Source organism: Mycobacterium sp. IDUB_5, assembly GCF_055419565.1.
Window position 1 is genome coordinate 25,623 of the sequence record NZ_JBVAXX010000009.1, and the last position, 14,925, is coordinate 40,547.

General features: G+C 68.5%; 15 protein-coding genes. 7 read left to right on the forward strand and 8 right to left on the reverse strand.

What is annotated here, in order from left to right:
* Positions 1-4 precede the first annotated feature (4 nt).
* Together ACZY1G_RS25985 and eltD are read right to left on the reverse strand one after the other, a co-directional pair.
* Entirely contained in the window at positions 5-1,384 is a 1,380-nt protein-coding gene (locus ACZY1G_RS25985) for an extracellular solute-binding protein (RefSeq protein ID WP_463818273.1), read from the reverse strand.
* 91 nt (positions 1,385-1,475) lie between these two features.
* A complete protein-coding gene (eltD, locus tag ACZY1G_RS25990; protein WP_463818088.1) occupies positions 1,476-2,564 on the reverse strand; it encodes an erythritol/L-threitol dehyrogenase in 1,089 nt (362 codons plus the stop codon).
* A 149-nt stretch (positions 2,565-2,713) separates the two neighbouring features.
* Between eltD and ACZY1G_RS25995 the strand changes: the two genes are divergently transcribed.
* Both ACZY1G_RS25995 and ACZY1G_RS26000 read left to right on the forward strand, forming a co-directional pair.
* On the forward strand, positions 2,714-3,769 hold the full coding sequence (locus tag ACZY1G_RS25995; RefSeq protein ID WP_463818089.1) for a sugar-binding transcriptional regulator: 1,056 nt from the start codon (positions 2,714-2,716) through the stop codon (positions 3,767-3,769).
* A 32-nt stretch (positions 3,770-3,801) separates the two neighbouring features.
* Positions 3,802-4,557: an SDR family NAD(P)-dependent oxidoreductase gene (locus ACZY1G_RS26000; protein WP_463818274.1), complete on the forward strand. Its 756-nt coding sequence runs from the start codon at positions 3,802-3,804 to the stop codon at positions 4,555-4,557.
* 6 nt (positions 4,558-4,563) lie between these two features.
* Here ACZY1G_RS26000 and ACZY1G_RS26005 read toward each other — a convergent pair whose 3' ends face one another.
* A complete protein-coding gene (locus ACZY1G_RS26005; protein WP_463818090.1) occupies positions 4,564-6,054 on the reverse strand; it encodes an FGGY-family carbohydrate kinase in 1,491 nt (496 codons plus the stop codon).
* 35 nt (positions 6,055-6,089) lie between these two features.
* Here ACZY1G_RS26005 and ACZY1G_RS26010 point away from each other — a divergent pair, with 35 nt between their 5' ends.
* Positions 6,090-7,016 carry a LysR family transcriptional regulator gene (locus tag ACZY1G_RS26010; RefSeq protein ID WP_463818091.1) on the forward strand — a complete coding sequence of 309 codons (927 nt, stop codon included), beginning with the start codon at positions 6,090-6,092 and terminating at the stop codon, positions 7,014-7,016.
* A gap of 3 nt (positions 7,017-7,019) precedes the next feature.
* Here the strand turns inward: ACZY1G_RS26010 and xylB are convergent, their stop codons facing one another.
* Positions 7,020-8,414 carry a xylulokinase gene (gene xylB, locus ACZY1G_RS26015; protein WP_463818275.1) on the reverse strand — a complete coding sequence of 465 codons (1,395 nt, stop codon included), beginning with the start codon at positions 8,412-8,414 and terminating at the stop codon, positions 7,020-7,022.
* Positions 8,415-8,484: 70 nt separating this feature from the next.
* On the opposite strand from xylB, the gene ACZY1G_RS26020 reads away from it, so the two are divergent.
* Both ACZY1G_RS26020 and ACZY1G_RS26025 read left to right on the forward strand, forming a co-directional pair.
* Complete coding sequence (locus ACZY1G_RS26020) at positions 8,485-9,405, forward strand: DoxX family membrane protein (RefSeq protein ID WP_463818276.1); 921 nt, start codon at positions 8,485-8,487, stop codon at positions 9,403-9,405.
* A 104-nt stretch (positions 9,406-9,509) separates the two neighbouring features.
* Positions 9,510-10,004, forward strand: coding sequence for an RDD family protein (locus tag ACZY1G_RS26025; RefSeq protein WP_463818092.1), 495 nt, complete (start codon positions 9,510-9,512; stop codon positions 10,002-10,004).
* Between the two features lie 23 nt (positions 10,005-10,027).
* Here ACZY1G_RS26025 and ACZY1G_RS26030 read toward each other — a convergent pair whose 3' ends face one another.
* Together ACZY1G_RS26030 and ACZY1G_RS26035 are read right to left on the reverse strand one after the other, a co-directional pair.
* Positions 10,028-11,485, reverse strand: coding sequence for a GntP family permease (locus tag ACZY1G_RS26030; protein ID WP_463818277.1), 1,458 nt, complete (start codon positions 11,483-11,485; stop codon positions 10,028-10,030).
* Positions 11,486-11,514: 29 nt separating this feature from the next.
* Positions 11,515-12,027, reverse strand: a complete 513-nt coding sequence (locus ACZY1G_RS26035; RefSeq protein WP_463824001.1) for a gluconokinase — start codon at positions 12,025-12,027, stop codon at positions 11,515-11,517.
* Positions 12,028-12,189: 162 nt separating this feature from the next.
* Between ACZY1G_RS26035 and ACZY1G_RS26040 the strand changes: the two genes are divergently transcribed.
* Positions 12,190-12,891 (forward strand): FadR/GntR family transcriptional regulator, encoded by a 702-nt coding sequence (locus ACZY1G_RS26040; RefSeq protein ID WP_463824002.1) that lies wholly within the window; start codon positions 12,190-12,192, stop codon positions 12,889-12,891.
* A gap of 2 nt (positions 12,892-12,893) precedes the next feature.
* On the opposite strand, the gene ACZY1G_RS26045 is transcribed toward ACZY1G_RS26040, so the two are convergent.
* Positions 12,894-13,637, reverse strand: a complete 744-nt coding sequence (locus ACZY1G_RS26045; RefSeq protein WP_463818095.1) for a DUF4333 domain-containing protein — start codon at positions 13,635-13,637, stop codon at positions 12,894-12,896.
* Positions 13,638-13,699: 62 nt separating this feature from the next.
* Between ACZY1G_RS26045 and ACZY1G_RS26050 the strand changes: the two genes are divergently transcribed.
* Positions 13,700-14,593 carry an SCO6745 family protein gene (locus ACZY1G_RS26050; protein WP_463818096.1) on the forward strand — a complete coding sequence of 298 codons (894 nt, stop codon included), beginning with the start codon at positions 13,700-13,702 and terminating at the stop codon, positions 14,591-14,593.
* A 4-nt stretch (positions 14,594-14,597) separates the two neighbouring features.
* On the opposite strand, the gene ACZY1G_RS26055 is transcribed toward ACZY1G_RS26050, so the two are convergent.
* Positions 14,598-14,924: a YnfA family protein gene (locus ACZY1G_RS26055; protein ID WP_463818097.1), complete on the reverse strand. Its 327-nt coding sequence runs from the start codon at positions 14,922-14,924 to the stop codon at positions 14,598-14,600.
* Position 14,925 lies beyond the last annotated feature (1 nt).

The window sequence follows — 14,925 nt, forward strand, 5'->3', positions numbered from 1 at the left end:
GCTCCTAGAGGTTGACCTTGGACGTGTTGGTCTTGGCGAGGCTGCGCAACCGCGACGCTGCGTCCTCACCGCCGTAGATGTCCTGCAATGCCACCGCCCAGTTCTGGGTGGTGTCGAAGAACTTCTTCTGCGGGGTGAACTGGATCTTGGACTGGCCGATGACCGTCTCGAACGCCTCGAGATAGCCGAACTGATCGGCGGCGACCCGTTTGAATGTGGTGTCGAACACCGACTTTCGGACCGGATCCGCGTAGGTACCACCCTCGACGGCCTTGTTCATCGACTCCTTGCCCGTTGCCCACTGGATGAACAACCACGCAGGAAGCTTGTTGCGCGAGTTCGCGCTCATCGCCCAGCTCCAGGTCCACAGGTTGGTCTTGTAGTTGCCGTCCGGACCGGCCGGCCCCGCGTACCACGCGATGTTGCCGGCCTCCTTGCTCGCACCCGGCTTGTTCTTCGGGTACGTGGCGCTGTCGGCGTCGTAGACCATCATCGCCTTGCCGTCTCCGAGATCGCCGGTGGCGTTGGGATAGTCGTAGGTGGTCCACGATGTCGGACCTGCCTCGTGCTGCATGGCGATCCACTTCTTCGTAAAGTCGATCGCCTTGTCGCTGTCCATCTCGGCGATGAGTTCCGAACCGTTCCAGGTGTAGTCGACGGCGCCTTCGCGGGTGTACTGCGTCATGAAGCCCGGATGGATGGTGGCCCAGGACTTGGAGCCGCGTGTGGAGATGCCGTAACGGTTCTGGGAACGGTCGGTCAGGTCGATGGCCAGCTGGATGAAGTCGTCGAGATTGTCGGGCAACCGCGTGATGCCCTTCTCGTCGAACACCCGCTTGTTGTAGGCGACCACGTTGTTCTCGAAACCCCACGGGATCGCCCACTGCCCGCCCGTCCCGAGCGGCTGGCCCAACTCGAAGTCCCAGCGCGTCGAGGTGCGCAGCCCGTCGAAGATGTCCTCGAAGTCGTACTCGGCGTTGGTCGCCGCACTGTTGGACAGCCAGGGATTGAGGTCCTCGATCCACCCGGGCGGGCCGTACTGCCAGATGAAGTAGGCACCGAGCATGAACGCGTCGTGTTTGCCGGAGCCGCCGGCCAATTCGGTGTTCAGCTTGGTGAAGTAGTCCGCCTCGGGCACCAGATCGACGTTGACGTTGATGCCCGTCAACTCCGTGAACTCTTTGAGCAGCGGCTGGTAGGACAGCTGGTACGGGTGCGGGGTCTGCAGGATGTTGATGGTGGAGCCGGCCGCCTTGCGCCAATCGAACCCACCGGTCACCGCGTCCGCGCCGTTGGGCATGCTGGCCTTGCCGCCCACGCCACACGAACTCAGCACCGGCACGCTGGCGGCCGCGGCGCCGGCCACACCCAGTGCCGTCAGCATCTTTCGACGCGAGAACTGCTGCCCCATAGGGGGATTCGAGAACAGACTCATCGGGGTCCTTTTCTGGGGTGCTTTTCGTGACGTCCCTAGTTCAGGCGGGGATCAGGGAGACCTTGACCGATTCCTTGCCGCTGGCGACGAGGTCGAGACCCTGTTGGAACTCGGTCAGTGGCAGCTGGTGGGTGCAGATCTTGTCCATCGGGAGCACACCGGACTCGATCATCTTGATCGCCGCGGGCCAGCAGTAGGGACCCAGATGCGCGCCGAGGACGTCGAGTTCCTTGTCGTCGCTGATGATGCTCCAGTCGACGGTCACGTCACTGCCGAACACGCCGTACTCGACGTACCGGCCGAGCTTGCGTAACAGGTTGAGCCCCTGCGGAACCGCCGAGGGATGTCCGGTGCCCTCCAGGTACACATCGGCGCCGTAGCCGTCGGTCAGTTCCTTGACGATCTCCACGGCGTCCTGTTCGGCGATGTTGATCGTGATGTCGGCGCCGCAGAGCTTGGCGAGCTCGAGCTTCTCGGGCGCCATGTCGAGCGCGATGACGTGCATCGGGTTCTTGGCGCGGGCGCCGGCGACCATACCGAGGCCGATGGGTCCGCAGCCGGCGACCACCACGACGTCCTCGAAGAGGATCTGCGCCCGCTCCACCGCATGCAATGAGCACGACAGCGGTTCGGCGAAGGCGGCATGCTGGGGTGCGACGTCGGCAGAAACTTTGTGCACCAACGCTTCCGCGGGGTAGACCATGTAGCTGGCCATCGCCCCCGGGGTGCGCCGCTTGAAGCCGTAGAGGTCGTGGGGCTGACACATGTGGTACTGGCCCCGCTTGCAGAATCGGCACTCCCAGCACGGCACGATCTGCTCGGAGACCACCCGGTCGCCCACGGCGATGCCCCAGCGGGAGGCGGCGATCTCGTCGAGATCGACGACGCGGCCGACGAATTCGTGGCCGGGGATCACCATGGTTTCCGCCCAGGCGGGCCGGTTCTCGTCTCCCCAGAACTTCGCCGCACCGTGGTAGCACTTCAGATCGCTGGCGCAGATACCGACCGCCTCGACCTTCACGAGCGCCTCGCCAGGACCGCGTTGGGGGACCGCAACCTCCTCGAGTCGGTAGTCGTGGGGCCCGTGGCAGACCACTGCCTGCATCTTCTCGGGGATCTGAGCGGACATTCTTCGATCGGACGACGCGGTTTGATCAGACAACGCAGGTTCCTCCCTCTGTGTTCGGAGTCACAGTAGCGAAGGCGGTGCACATCTGTCCAGAACATCTGTTCAATGAACTTCTTTCCAGAGCAGACGTTCGGTGTCATACTTTGCCCATGTCTCGGCCGCCCGCGCCCGCCACCTCGTCGGCGAAGCCCGATGGCGCCGCGCCCGAGCCGGAGAGCAGTCATTTCCCCGCCACCCTGCTCTACACAGCAGCGCGGCTCTACTACGAGGACGAGGCCACCCAGGCCGAGATCGCCGAGCAACTGGGCACCAGCCGAGCGACGGTGAGCAGGCTCCTCGCCGAGGCGAAACGCCAAGGCATCGTGCGTATCGAGGTGGTCCCGCCGGCCCAAGCCCGACCCACGGAGCTGGCCGACCGGGTGGCCCGGGCCCTGAATCTGAACACCGTCTACCTGTCGCCGCCTCTGCCCGCGCCCGGACCCGGACGCAGCGTCGTCGACATCATGGGGCGGGTGCTCGCGCCGGCGACGGCACGGGCGCTCGCCGAAGCGGGTTTGCTCCCGGGTGACGTGCTGCTGGTCTCCTCCGGCCGCACGGTCTACGAGCTGGCCCAGCACGAACTCACCTCGCTGCCCGGCGTGGTGGTGACCCCCACTGTCGGCGGCAACGACCAGCCCTACGAGTGGTATCAGACCAACGAGATCACGCGGCTGGTCGCCAATCGCGTCGGCGGGCGTGCCAACTACCTTTTCGCACCGGCACTTCCGGGACCCGCGCTGTATGACTCCCTGCTCGAGGATCCGAGCATCCAGCGCGTGCTGCACCAGTGGCCGCATGCCCGGTGCGCGCTGATGGGTGTCGGCGCGCCACCGCTGACCCGCTCGGACATCCCCCAATTCGTGCCGACCGGCTCGACGTCGCTGCGCGCCGCCGTCGGCGACGTGTGCTCGCGCTTCTACGACCGCAACGGCACCCCCGTCGACTTCGACGGTGCAGAACGGCTGATCGCGCTGGAACTGGAGACACTGCGCCACATCCCGGTCACGATCGCGGTGGCTGTCGGCAAGGACAAGGTGGAATCCATCACCGCCGGCGCCCGCGGCGGGTACTTCAACCGACTCGTCACCGATCCGGGTACCGCCGAGGCGCTGCTGGCGGCCACCGATGACCCCACCGATGCGCAGGTAGCACAGGAGGTTTCGTGACCACCACCGCCGAGCAGAGATACTCCGGGGCGATGCGGCTGGACGGCAAGCGCGCGCTGATCACCGGCGCCACCAAGGGCATCGGCGCCGACATCGCCCGTGCGTTCGCCGCTGCCGGCGCCCATTTGGTACTGAGCGGGCGCGACGAGACCGAACTGGCGCAGGCGCGACAGTCGCTCGGCGATCAGTACGGAGTCGAGGTCCGTGCCGTCGTGGCCGACCTCGCCGACCCAGAGGGTCCGGCGGCGTTGAGCCGCACCGCTCCCGAGGCGTTCGGCGGTCTCGACATCCTCGTCAACAACGCCGGCATCTCGCTGCCCGAACCTGTCGTCGCGACCACCGCGGAGAACTTCGACGCCACGCTCGCGGTGAACCTGCGGGCTCCCGCACTCCTGGCAGCCCAGGTCGGAGCGCTCATGGTGGAGCAGGGCACCGGTGGCGCCATCGTCACCGTCGCCTCCGCGGCAGCGCTGGCCCCGCTACCGGAGCACTACGCCTACTGCGCATCCAAGGCCGGCCTGGTGATGGCGACCAAGGTCCTCGCTCGCGAACTGGGACCGCACGGCATCCGCGCGAACTCGGTGTGCCCCACGGTCGTGCTGACCGAGATGGGCCAGAGGGTGTGGGGCGAGGAAGCCAAGGCTGCGCCGATGATCGCCCGAATCCCGCTGGGCCGCTTCGCCGTTCCGCACGAAGTGTCCGACGCGGTGGTGTGGCTGTGCTCTGATGCGGCGAGCATGATCAACGGCGTCGACCTTCCGGTCGACGGTGGCTACACGATGGGCTGAGCCGGCTCAGTCGACGGTGCCGGCGTCGGCGGCTGCCAGCCGGTGGACCTGCTCCCGCGTGGCCGGATACAGCTGCGCCCACGTCGCGAAGAGCTCCTCGTAGCGGGCTCGATTGCTCGGGTCGGGCGTGATCTCACGCTCGATCGTGGCCCAATCCGTCTCGGGCGGAACCAACCCCACCCCGATACCGGCCAGCAGTGCGTCACCGTAGCTTGCTCCGATGGCCTGCTCGGGCACCAGCTGCGAGCGTCCGGTGACATCGCTGACCGCCTGCGCCCACACCGGGCTCTTGAGACCGCCGCCGACCGCGACGGTGCGACGTGCCTCGTGGGCGTCGTCGAACCGGTCCAGGATCTGCCGGATGCCGAAGGCGATACCTTCATAGGCCGCCCGGAAAAGATGCCCGCGCCCGTGCCGCAAGGTGAGACCGGCAAGCACACCGCGGGCGTTCGGATCGAACACCGGAGTGCGCTCACCAGCCAGGTACGGCAGCATCAGCAGCCCCTCGCTACCCGCGGGCACGGCCAACGCCTCGGCGGTCAGTTCCTCGAAAGAGGGCTTGCCCGTGAGTGATTGCAGCCAGTTGATCATCGTGCCCGCCGTCGAGGTGCCTGCTGCGAGCGCCAGCGTTCGGGGATCGACTCCTGCAGTGGTCCACAGCGTGGGATCGCTGTGGTACTCGTCGATCACCTGGACCAGGAACATCGTCGAGCCGTACATCAGCATCTGGTCCCCGGGACGGCGCACGCCGACCGAGAACGCCTCCGAGTACGCGTCGACGGTCCCCGCGGCGACCGGAACGCCTGCCGGCAATCCCGTCTCGCGGGCGGCCACGGCGCTGACCTGTCCGACGACATCGCTTGGCCACACCAGGGACGGCAGCGGCAGCGGCCCGCAGATGCGCTCGGCCCACTCCCGGTTCCAGTCGAAGTCACGGGTGGCGTACAGCGGGTCGCACTGGCTCGCGGTGTGGTGGTCCATCACATACTCGCCGGTGAGCTTCGCGGCGATGAAGGAGTTGGAGCCGTACCAGCCGGCAGCGGCGTCGAACACATGCGGCTCGTGATTGCGCACCCACTCGATCTTCGGCCCGACAGCTTGACTGGACAGCAAGGTGCCCGCCCGTTCGAGGATCTTGTCCTCGCCCAATTCCGCTGTCAACGAGTCGATTTCGGCGTGCGCACGGGTATCGATGCCGTACAGGATGGCCGGCCGCAGCGGGCGCAGATCGGCGTCGCAGAGCACCAGGCAGGGACCCACACCGCTGACACACACGCCGGCCAGGGATGCGTTGGCCGGTTGGCGGGCCATCAGCGCGCTGCTGATCGCGCACACCTCACGCCACCACACCGCCTCGGCGTCGACCTCGGCCCACCCCGGCCGCGGAAGATCCATCCCGTGAGCGATGGTCTCCGTGGCCAGCACTGTGCCCGAGCTGTCGACGAGAACTCCCTTGGTGCTTCCTGTTCCCATGTCGATGCCGAGCAGCGTGTCCACGACCCAACCCTACGTGCAGGAGCACAATCGCTGGCGTGGACTTCCGTCGACTCCAGCTGCTCCTCGCACTGTCGCGCCTCGGTTCGATGCGGGCGGTCGCCGACGAGTACCACCTCACCACCTCGACCGTGTCGGCGCAGATCGCCGCCCTGACACGCGAGACCGGGGCGCAACTGATCGAGCCGCAGGGCCGACGGGTGCGGCTCACCCCGGCGGGACGGCGCCTGGCCGATCACGCGGTGACCATCCTCGCGGCGGTGGACCGCGCACGACTGGATCTGGACGCCGGTGCCGACCCGGCCGGCACCGTCCGTGTCGGCGGGTTCGCGACCGGAATCCGCGTGTCGCTGCTGCCGATCGCCGCAGCGTTTCGCCGACGACTGCCGCAGGTGGACTTCATCATCAGCGAGTACGAGCCGGTGGAAGCGTTTCGGCTGCTGACCGCCGACGACCTGGACCTGGCGCTCACCTACGACTACAACCTGGCGCCGGCATCCCCGGGGGCTCTGCTGGAATCGGTGCCGCTCTGGTCGATCCGCTGGGGTCTCGGGGTGCCGAGTGGCACCGCGCGCACCATGACCACGCTGCGCGACTACTCCGACCAGACGTGGATCGTGAACTCCCGCAACACCGCTGACGAGGATGCGGTGCGCACACTGGCGTCGCTGTCCGGCTTCACCCCGCGGATCGCCCATCAGATCGACAGCCTGGATCTGGTGGAGGAACTGATCACCGCGGGCTACGGGGTGGGACTTCTGCCGATCGAGCGCCCCACCGCCGCCGGGGTGACGGTGTTGCCCCTGACCGGCCCCGACGTCGTGCTCACCGCGTACGCCGTCACCAGGATCGGGCGCGCCGACTGGCCGCCGCTACGGGCCGTGCTGGACGCCGTGCGACCGCCCCCGGGCGAACCGCTGCCGCGCGCGATGTGGCCACGGCCTGAGGCCGCACGGCTCACGTGAGGATCAGCGGAAGGTCAGGCCCTCGGCCATTCGGTAACGGTCGAGAACCTCCGGCGTGGGCTCTGCCTCGTGGACGGTGGTGTCCGCCAGGGACCACTGCGGTGGGTTCTGGCCACCCGCCAGCGCCCAGGCCGCCTGCCTCGCCGCGCCGAGCGCGACGTATTCCGCCGGTGCCGGAACATACACGGGCGCACCGAGAACGGCCGGCGCCACCGCTCTGACCGCCGCCGAGCGTGCCCCGCCGCCGATCAAGATGATGCGGTCGACCGCGACGCCGTGTGCGCGAATCTTGTCGATGCAGTAGGCCATGGACGCCAGCAGACCCTCGACGGAGGCCCGAGCGATGTTGGCGGAGTTGAGGTTTCGCGTGGTGATGCCGTGCAGCGCGCCCGTGGCGTCGGGCAGGTTGGGTGAGCGTTCCCCGTCGAGATACGGCACCAGCGTCAAGCCGTCGGCGCCGACGGCAGCGCTGAGCGCGAGCCGGTCGAACTCGTCGAACTCGACGCCGAGCATGCGCGCCACCGCGGCGAGCACAGGCGCCCCGTTGAGCGTGCAGACCAGCGGCAGCTGCCGTCCTGTCGCATCGGCGAACCCCGCGACGATGCCCTCGGGGTCGCACGGCGCCGTCCCACCGACGGCGCTGACCACACCCGAGGTGCCCAGCGACACCACACAGTCGCCCGGCCCGGCGCCCAGGCCGAGCGCGGCCGCGGCGTTGTCCCCCGCGCCGGCCCCCAGGAGCGCGCCGTGGGCGGTCTGCGACGCCGAACCGGCGGGGTCGACGACGGTCGGCAGCGTCGGGCGTCGCCCGCGCATTGCCAGCTCGAGCAGTTCGACGTCGTAGGAATCGGTCGCGGCTGAGAAGTACCCCGTGCCGCTGGCGTCACTGCGATCCGTGGTCAGCTCGCCGATGTCGGTGGCGCCCGACAGCCGCCATGTCAGCCAATCGTGCGGGAGGCAGACCGCGGCGGTGGCATCGGCATGCTCCGGTTCGTGATCGGCCAGCCACCGCAGCTTGGTGGCGGTGATGGCGGCGACGGGCACGACGCCTGTGCGCTGTGCCCATCTGTCGGGGCCGCCGAGTTCGTCGACCAGATCGGCCGCCGCACCGGCAGAGCGGGTGTCGTTCCACAGCAACGCGTCGCGGACGACGTTCCCCGATGCGTCCAGGCACACCATGCCGTGCTGCTGCGCGCCGACGGAGACTGCAGCGACGTCGTCGATGCCGCCCAGCTCGTCGAACGTCGCTCGGAGCGCGTCCCACCAGTGCGCCGGCGCCACCTCGGTGCCGCCCGGGTGGGCACTGGTGGCCGACCGGACGGTTCGGCCGGTCTCGGCATCACAGATCAGCACTTTGCACGACTGGGTGGACGAGTCGATTCCCGCGACGAGTGGCACGCCTGCGAAGCTACCCCGGCACGTCACCCGGTCGGGTTTGGTCGCCGAATCGCGTGGGAACATGTCCGGCATGTTGATCCGTCGCGTTGCGCGTCCAATGCTGTCCGCCGTGTTCATCTCCCGAGGGGTCGAGGCCCTGCGGAGCCCCAAACCCGCAGCCCAGTCCACGCAGAACACTCTCGACGGGCTCAGCAAGCTCCCCGATCCGGTCAGCACCAACCTGCCGTCGGATGCCGAGACGGTGGCCCGGATCAACGCGGCCGTTCAGATCGGCGGCGGGCTGCTGCTGGCGACGGGGAAGCTCCCGCGGTTCGCATCGGCGGCGCTGGCGCTGACCGTGGTGCCGGGTTCCCTCGGCGGACACAACTTCTGGAACGAGACCGATCCGCAGCGCAAGGCCGACGAGCGGCGCGCGTTCGTCACCGACATCAGCCTCATCGGAGGCCTCATCATCGCCGCGGTGGACACCGAGGGTAAGCCGTCGCTCGGCTGGCGCGGCCGGCGCGCAGCACGCAAAGCCGCCGAGGCGGTGACAGCCGCACTTCCCGTCGGCGCGGCCGCCGGCGGTTCGTTGGCGGACAGCGAGTTCGCCGACAAGCTGGGCCACGGCCTGCAGGTCGGCGCTGAGCGCGGTCGCGAACTGGCCCACATAGCGCGGGAACGCGGCGGCGAATTCGCCGAGGTCGCGCGCGAACGCGGCGGCGAACTCGCCGAGGTCGCGCGCGAACGCGGCGGCGAACTCGCCGAGGTCGCGCGCGAACGCGGCGGTGAACTCGCCGAGGTGGCTCGCGAACGCGGCGGCGAGTGGGCGGTGCTGGCCCGCAAACGTGGCGAGGAATTCGCCGACGTGGCACGCGACCGTGCACCCGAGCTGGCCGATGCCGCCCGTGAGCGCGCCCTTCGCTCGGCCGACATCGCACGCGAGCGCGCCGCAGAACTGGCCGACACCGCGGGTTCCGAGGTCAAGAAGCGCCGCAAGCAGCTGCGCTGACCCCTGCACAGAAGAAGCAGCAGCCCCCGCGAAGCCCTTTCGCGGGGGCTTCCTGCTGGGTACGGTGAGCTCGCAATCCAGCCGCCGCCACAAGGAGCTCCCCGATGACCAGCGACTATCCCCCGCAGTCCGGCCAATACGGCTACCCGGGGTCGTACCCGCCGCCCGGCGGCGGCGCCCAACCCGGCGGCGTCGGCGTGCGCTTCGCCGCCCGGTTCATCGACGGTCTGATCGTCGGCATCGTCGGCAGCATCATCGTCTTCGCGATCGGCGCGATGTCCAACGTCTGGATCACCGGGCTGTTCACCGGCGCGCTGAGCTTCGCCTACTACGTGGCGTTCGAGGTCACACAGGGCTGGACCCCGGGCAAGAAGCTGCTCGGCCTCAGTGTGCACGGTCCCGGCGGTGCACCCAAACCGACTGCCGCACAGTCGGCGATCCGCAACTCGTGGACGCTGCTGCCGATCATCCCGTTCATCGGCGGCCTGCTCGGCGTGGTGGCGATCGTCGTCATCGCGGTGACGATCAACAGCAGCCCCACCAAGCAGGGCAAGCACGATGAGCTCGCCGGCGGCACCCAGGTGCTGAAGGCCCCCTGAAAGCCTGAGGCCCGCCGCTGGACTCAGATGACGAGTCCGAGCAGCAGCACCAGGATCAGGCCAGTCACCGAGAGCACCGTCTCCATCACCGACCAGCTCTTGATGGTCTGTCCGACGCTCATCCCGAAGAACTCCTTGATGAGCCAGAAGCCGGCGTCGTTGACGTGGGAGAAGAACAGCGAGCCGGCACCGATCGCGAGCACCACCAGCGACACCTCACCGGTGCTCAAGCCCTCGACCAGACCCAGCATCAGCGACGACGCGGTGATGGTGGCGACCGTGGCCGAGCCCGTCGCGAGCCGGATCAGCACCGCGAGTGTCCAGGCGAGCAGGACCACCGAGACATTGGCGCCCTTGGCCCAGTCGGCCAGCAGCGTGCCGATGCCGGTGTCGACGAGCAGCTGTTTGAACCCGCCGCCCGCGGCGACGATCAAGATGATGCCCGCGACGGGCGGCAGCGACGATTCGATGCATTTGACGATCTGATCGCGGGTCATCGCGGCCCCGCGGCCGAGCGTGAAGATCCCGACGATCACGGCGATCAGCAGCGCCATCAGCGGCCGGCCCAGGATGTCGAAAGTCTGTCGCAGCACGTTGTTCTCGTCGTCGATGAAGATGTCGACCAGCGCTTTACCCATCATCAACGCGACCGGCAGCAGCACGGAGAAGATCGTGATGCCGAAGCTCGGGCGGGTGCGCTGCGCGACCGTCTGCATGCCGCCGCGCCCGGCCTCACCTGGGCCCGCGCTGCCGGTGCCGCCGTTCCCATCGCCACCGCCACGGACGTCGTCAGCGTTGAAGCGGTCCGGAATGTCGATGACGACCCAGCGTCCGGCCAGCTTCCCGAACAGCGGCCCTGCGACGATGACGGTGGGGATCGCCACGGCCACACCCAGGGCGAGCGTGACGCCGAGGTCGGCTCCGAGCAGGTCGATCGCGGTGAGCGGACCGGGATGCGGTGGGACGAGCCCGTGCATCGCGGAAAGGCCTGCCAGAGCGGGGATTCCGATGGTGATCAACGACAGACCCGAGCGCTTGGCGACAAGGTAGATGACGGGCATCAGCAGCACGACGCCGATCTCGAAGAACATCGGGAGACCGATGATCGCACCGACGACGGCCATCGCCCACGGCAGTGCACGTGGTGAGGCGCGGCCGACGATGGTGTCGACGATCTCGTCGGCACCACCCGAATCGGCGAGCAGCTTCGCGAACATCGCGCCCAGCGCGATCAGGATGCCGACACCGGCCGCCGTGGTACCGAATCCGTCGGAGAACGATCCGAGGACGTCGCCGACGTTCATGCCCGCGACGATCCCGACGGCCAGCGCGCCGAAGATCAACGACAGGAACGGATGAAGCTTCGCCACGGTGATGAGCACGACGATCAGTGCGATACCCGCCAGTGCCGCCACCACGAGTTGCCAGCCCGATGCGACGGGCTCCGGTAACTCGGTGTCCGCCGCGAGGACGGTCAGCATGGTCGCTGGTGATGTGGGTGACGAGATCATCACTTCTCCTGTTCGATCGCCGAAGCTGTTGTGGTGCAATAGGTGTCGATGATGGCGTCGATGCTCTGATCGACGTCGATGGTGGTGCCCGGTTCGTCGGCGTCCAGCGGCTCGAGGGTCGTGAACTGCGAGGCCAACAGCGACGCGGGCATGAAATGCCCTGGCCGGCTCGCCTGCCTGCGGGCGATGACGTCCGGCGTACCGCTGAGGTGCAGGAACAGCACACCCGGGCAATGCCGGCGCAACTGCTCCCGGTAGCTGCGCTTGAGCGCAGAACAGCTCATCACCCCGCCGTCCTCGCAGCGTTGCATCAGCCAGTCGCCGATTGCTTCGAGCCAGGGATACCGGTCGTCGTCGTCCAGGGGATGGCCGGCCGTCATCTTGGCGATGTTGGCGGCGGGGTGGAAGTCGTCCGCGTCTGCGAACAGCACCCGCAGCCGCTGCGCCAAGGCGGCGCCCACAGTCGACTTGCCCGAACCTGATACGCCCATGACCACCACGGGTGACGCCACCTTGTTCTCCTCACGCGGCCCACTTCCGGAGCCGGCTACCGCGCCGACTTCCCTGCTGTGCCTGCCGTCACACACGATGCCTTAATAGGCATACGATTGCAAGTAGATATCGATATCTATCTGATTATTCGAGGTGGCTGCCGCGTATGACAGGATGATTGCGTGTCCGAGACGCCGTCCGCAGCGCTACACGGCAGCGTGCTGAGCGCGCTGGGCGCGGCCATCGTGTCCGGCACCCACGCAGCCGGGGACGTCCTGAACCTGGACGGCGTCTGTGCCCGCTACCAGGTGTCGCGCAGCGTCGCCCGGGAGGCCATCCGCGTGCTCGAATCCATGGGCATGGTGGCCTCACGCCGCCGCGTGGGCATCACGATCCAGCCGGCCACCGCGTGGAACGTCTTCGACCCCCGACTGATCCGATGGCGCCTGGACTCCGACGACCGCGCCCGGCAACTCGCCTCACTGTCGGAACTGCGACGCGGGTTCGAACCGGCAGCCGCCGCGTTGGCCGCGCAGCGCGCCGATCCGCACCAGTGCCGCATCATGGCCGCGGCTGTCTCCGACATGGTGATGCACGGGCGCTCCGGGGACCTCGAGTCGTACCTGTTGGCCGACAAGGTTTTTCACCGGACACTCCTGGAGGCCAGCGGTAACGAGATGTTCCGCGCCCTCTACGATGTGGTCGCCGAGGTGCTCGCCGGCCGCACTCATCACGGCATGATGCCTGACACCCCCAACCCGGCGGCGATCGCGTTGCATGACGAGGTGGCCCGTGCGGTCCGGCTGGGCGACCCCGATGCCGCCGAGACGGCGATGCGGGCGATCATCGACGAGGCGGCCTCGGCCGTCGCCGGCGACGACTGAGATCAGCGCCGGGGCGCATAGGTGTAGTCGATCTTGGTGCCGTCGACGGCGGTCACCGTGAGCACCAGCTCGGCCCGTTCCGTGCCCGACACCACTGTGCAGTCGACGGTGTTGCCGACCCGGCCCTCCAGGCTGCCGCCGCACACCGCCGAGTCCGGTCGCCTGTTCACCCTGGCGGCGAGCTCGTCGAGCAGCGACGACTCCAGCTCCTCCTTGGTGAGTAGCGGCACCACGTCGAAGGTCATCGTCAGCCCCGTGACGCTGGTGACCGTGGCCGTGCGACGCACCGGAGTACCCCCGGCGGACACATCGCACTGTGCGACCGCACCGGCACGACCCGGCAGCCCCGAGAAGCACGCCACCGCGTCCGGCGTGCTCGCCACCAGTCGCGCCACGGCACGTTCCAGTTGAGGTCGAGACAGCGCGGGAATCATCTCGTAGACGATCGAGGCGCCGTCGATGTCGGTGACGGTGACGATCGGCTCGAAGCTGTTCGTCGGACTCAGCACCACGTCGCATCGAGCAGACTGCCCGACTTCACCGACCAGCGGCTCCTTGCAGACCACCGACTCCGGCTTCTCCCCCGCCTTCGCCAGGCGCGCAGCGATGTCGGCCTGCAGATCCTCGGGCGCCACGGCGGGGATCGCGTCGGAACTCACCGGCGAACTGCAGGCCGGCAGGACGCTGCAGCCGAGAGCCAGCCCGGCGAACACCCCGATCAGCTTGGCCATCTGCCTGCCCGTCACCCCCGACCCACGGTGCTGGGGACGTTAGCAGACCTGCGCCCGCGGGGTGATTGACTGCGGGGGTGCGCAACCCTTCTCGCCCGATCACGCTCGCCCGCCGCTTCTTCGACCGGATCGAGCCGGTCCACGCCGTGACCTACTTCGCGCCGGAGGCCCGCGCGGCCCTGGACGGCCTCGGCTACCGCGGCTTCTGGATGGGTTACTTCGCCGCCCGGTCCGCACCGCTGGGCATCGTCCCGGCCGAAGTCGTTACCGCGGCGTTCTACAACTTCACCGCAGATCGGGTCGCCACAGCGCTGCCCGCCGCGTGGGATGTGGCTCCTCCGGCCGACGCCCTGCGCGCCCGTGAGGAGGGCGCGGTGGCGGCGCTGCGGCGCAGCGGTGTCACCGACGCAGACGCACAGACCGCGGCGGAGCTGGCCGCTCGCGCGGCGGTGGGTGCCGACCTCGACGGTCGCGTGCTGTACGCGGCCAACCGATCGCTGACGTGGCCGAGCGAGCCACTGCCACGGCTGTGGCACGCGGCCACCCTGCTGCGCGAGCATCGCGGCGACGGCCACGTCGCCGCGCTCTCCGCCGAAGGTCTGTCCGGCCGCGAATGCAACGTGCTGCACGCCGCTGCCGGCCGGGTGCCCGAGCAGATGATCAGGCGCAGCCGCGACTACGACGACACACAGTGGGCCGCACACAGTGATGCGTTGCGAGAGCGCGGGTTGCTCGACGACGCCGGCGCCATCACCGACCAGGGCCGCGCGCTGAAACAGCACATCGAGGACAGGACCGACGCGCTCGCCCTGCCCGCCCTGGACGCGCTCGACGATGACGAGGTCGAGGCGCTGTTCGGTGCACTGACGCCGATCACCCGCGCCGTGATCGCGGCGGGCGACGTGCCCGCAGGCACGCCGATGGGGCTGCGTCGCGACGATCTCGACGACGCCCACGCCCATCTCCGATGACCCCTCAGCGGGGCCCGTACATGATGAGCGCCACGCCCAGCAGGGCCACCAGCGCGCCTGCCACATCCCAGCGATCCGGGCGGAACCCGTCCAGGGCCATACCCCAGAGCAGGGAGCCGGCGATGAACACGCCACCGTACGCGGCGAGCACCCTGCCGAAGTGGGCGTCGGGTTGGAACGCGGCGACGAATCCGTAAGCGCCCAAGGCGATCACACCGGCCCCCATCCACAGCCAACCTCGGTGTTCGCGCACTCCCTGCCACACCAGCCACGCCCCGCCGATCTCGAGAACCGCTGCGAGAACGAACAGTGCGGCGGATTTGGCGACCATG

Excerpts from the sequence above, each read along its gene's own strand:
- ACZY1G_RS26055 (WP_463818097.1), bottom strand. The coding sequence starts at position 14,924 with ATGGTCGCCAAATCCGCCGCACTGTTCGTTCTCGCAGCGGTTCTCGAG.
- ACZY1G_RS26000 (WP_463818274.1), top strand. The coding sequence starts at position 3,802 with ATGCGGCTGGACGGCAAGCGCGCGCTGATCACCGGCGCCACCAAGGGC.
- ACZY1G_RS25985 (WP_463818273.1), bottom strand. The coding sequence starts at position 1,384 with ATGCTGACGGCACTGGGTGTGGCCGGCGCCGCGGCCGCCAGCGTGCCG.
- eltD (WP_463818088.1), bottom strand. The coding sequence starts at position 2,564 with ATGTCCGCTCAGATCCCCGAGAAGATGCAGGCAGTGGTCTGCCACGGG.
- ACZY1G_RS26025 (WP_463818092.1), top strand. The coding sequence starts at position 9,510 with ATGACCAGCGACTATCCCCCGCAGTCCGGCCAATACGGCTACCCGGGG.
- ACZY1G_RS25995 (WP_463818089.1), top strand. The coding sequence starts at position 2,714 with ATGTCTCGGCCGCCCGCGCCCGCCACCTCGTCGGCGAAGCCCGATGGC.
- ACZY1G_RS26020 (WP_463818276.1), top strand. The coding sequence starts at position 8,485 with ATGTTGATCCGTCGCGTTGCGCGTCCAATGCTGTCCGCCGTGTTCATC.
- ACZY1G_RS26030 (WP_463818277.1), bottom strand. The coding sequence starts at position 11,485 with ATGCTGACCGTCCTCGCGGCGGACACCGAGTTACCGGAGCCCGTCGCA.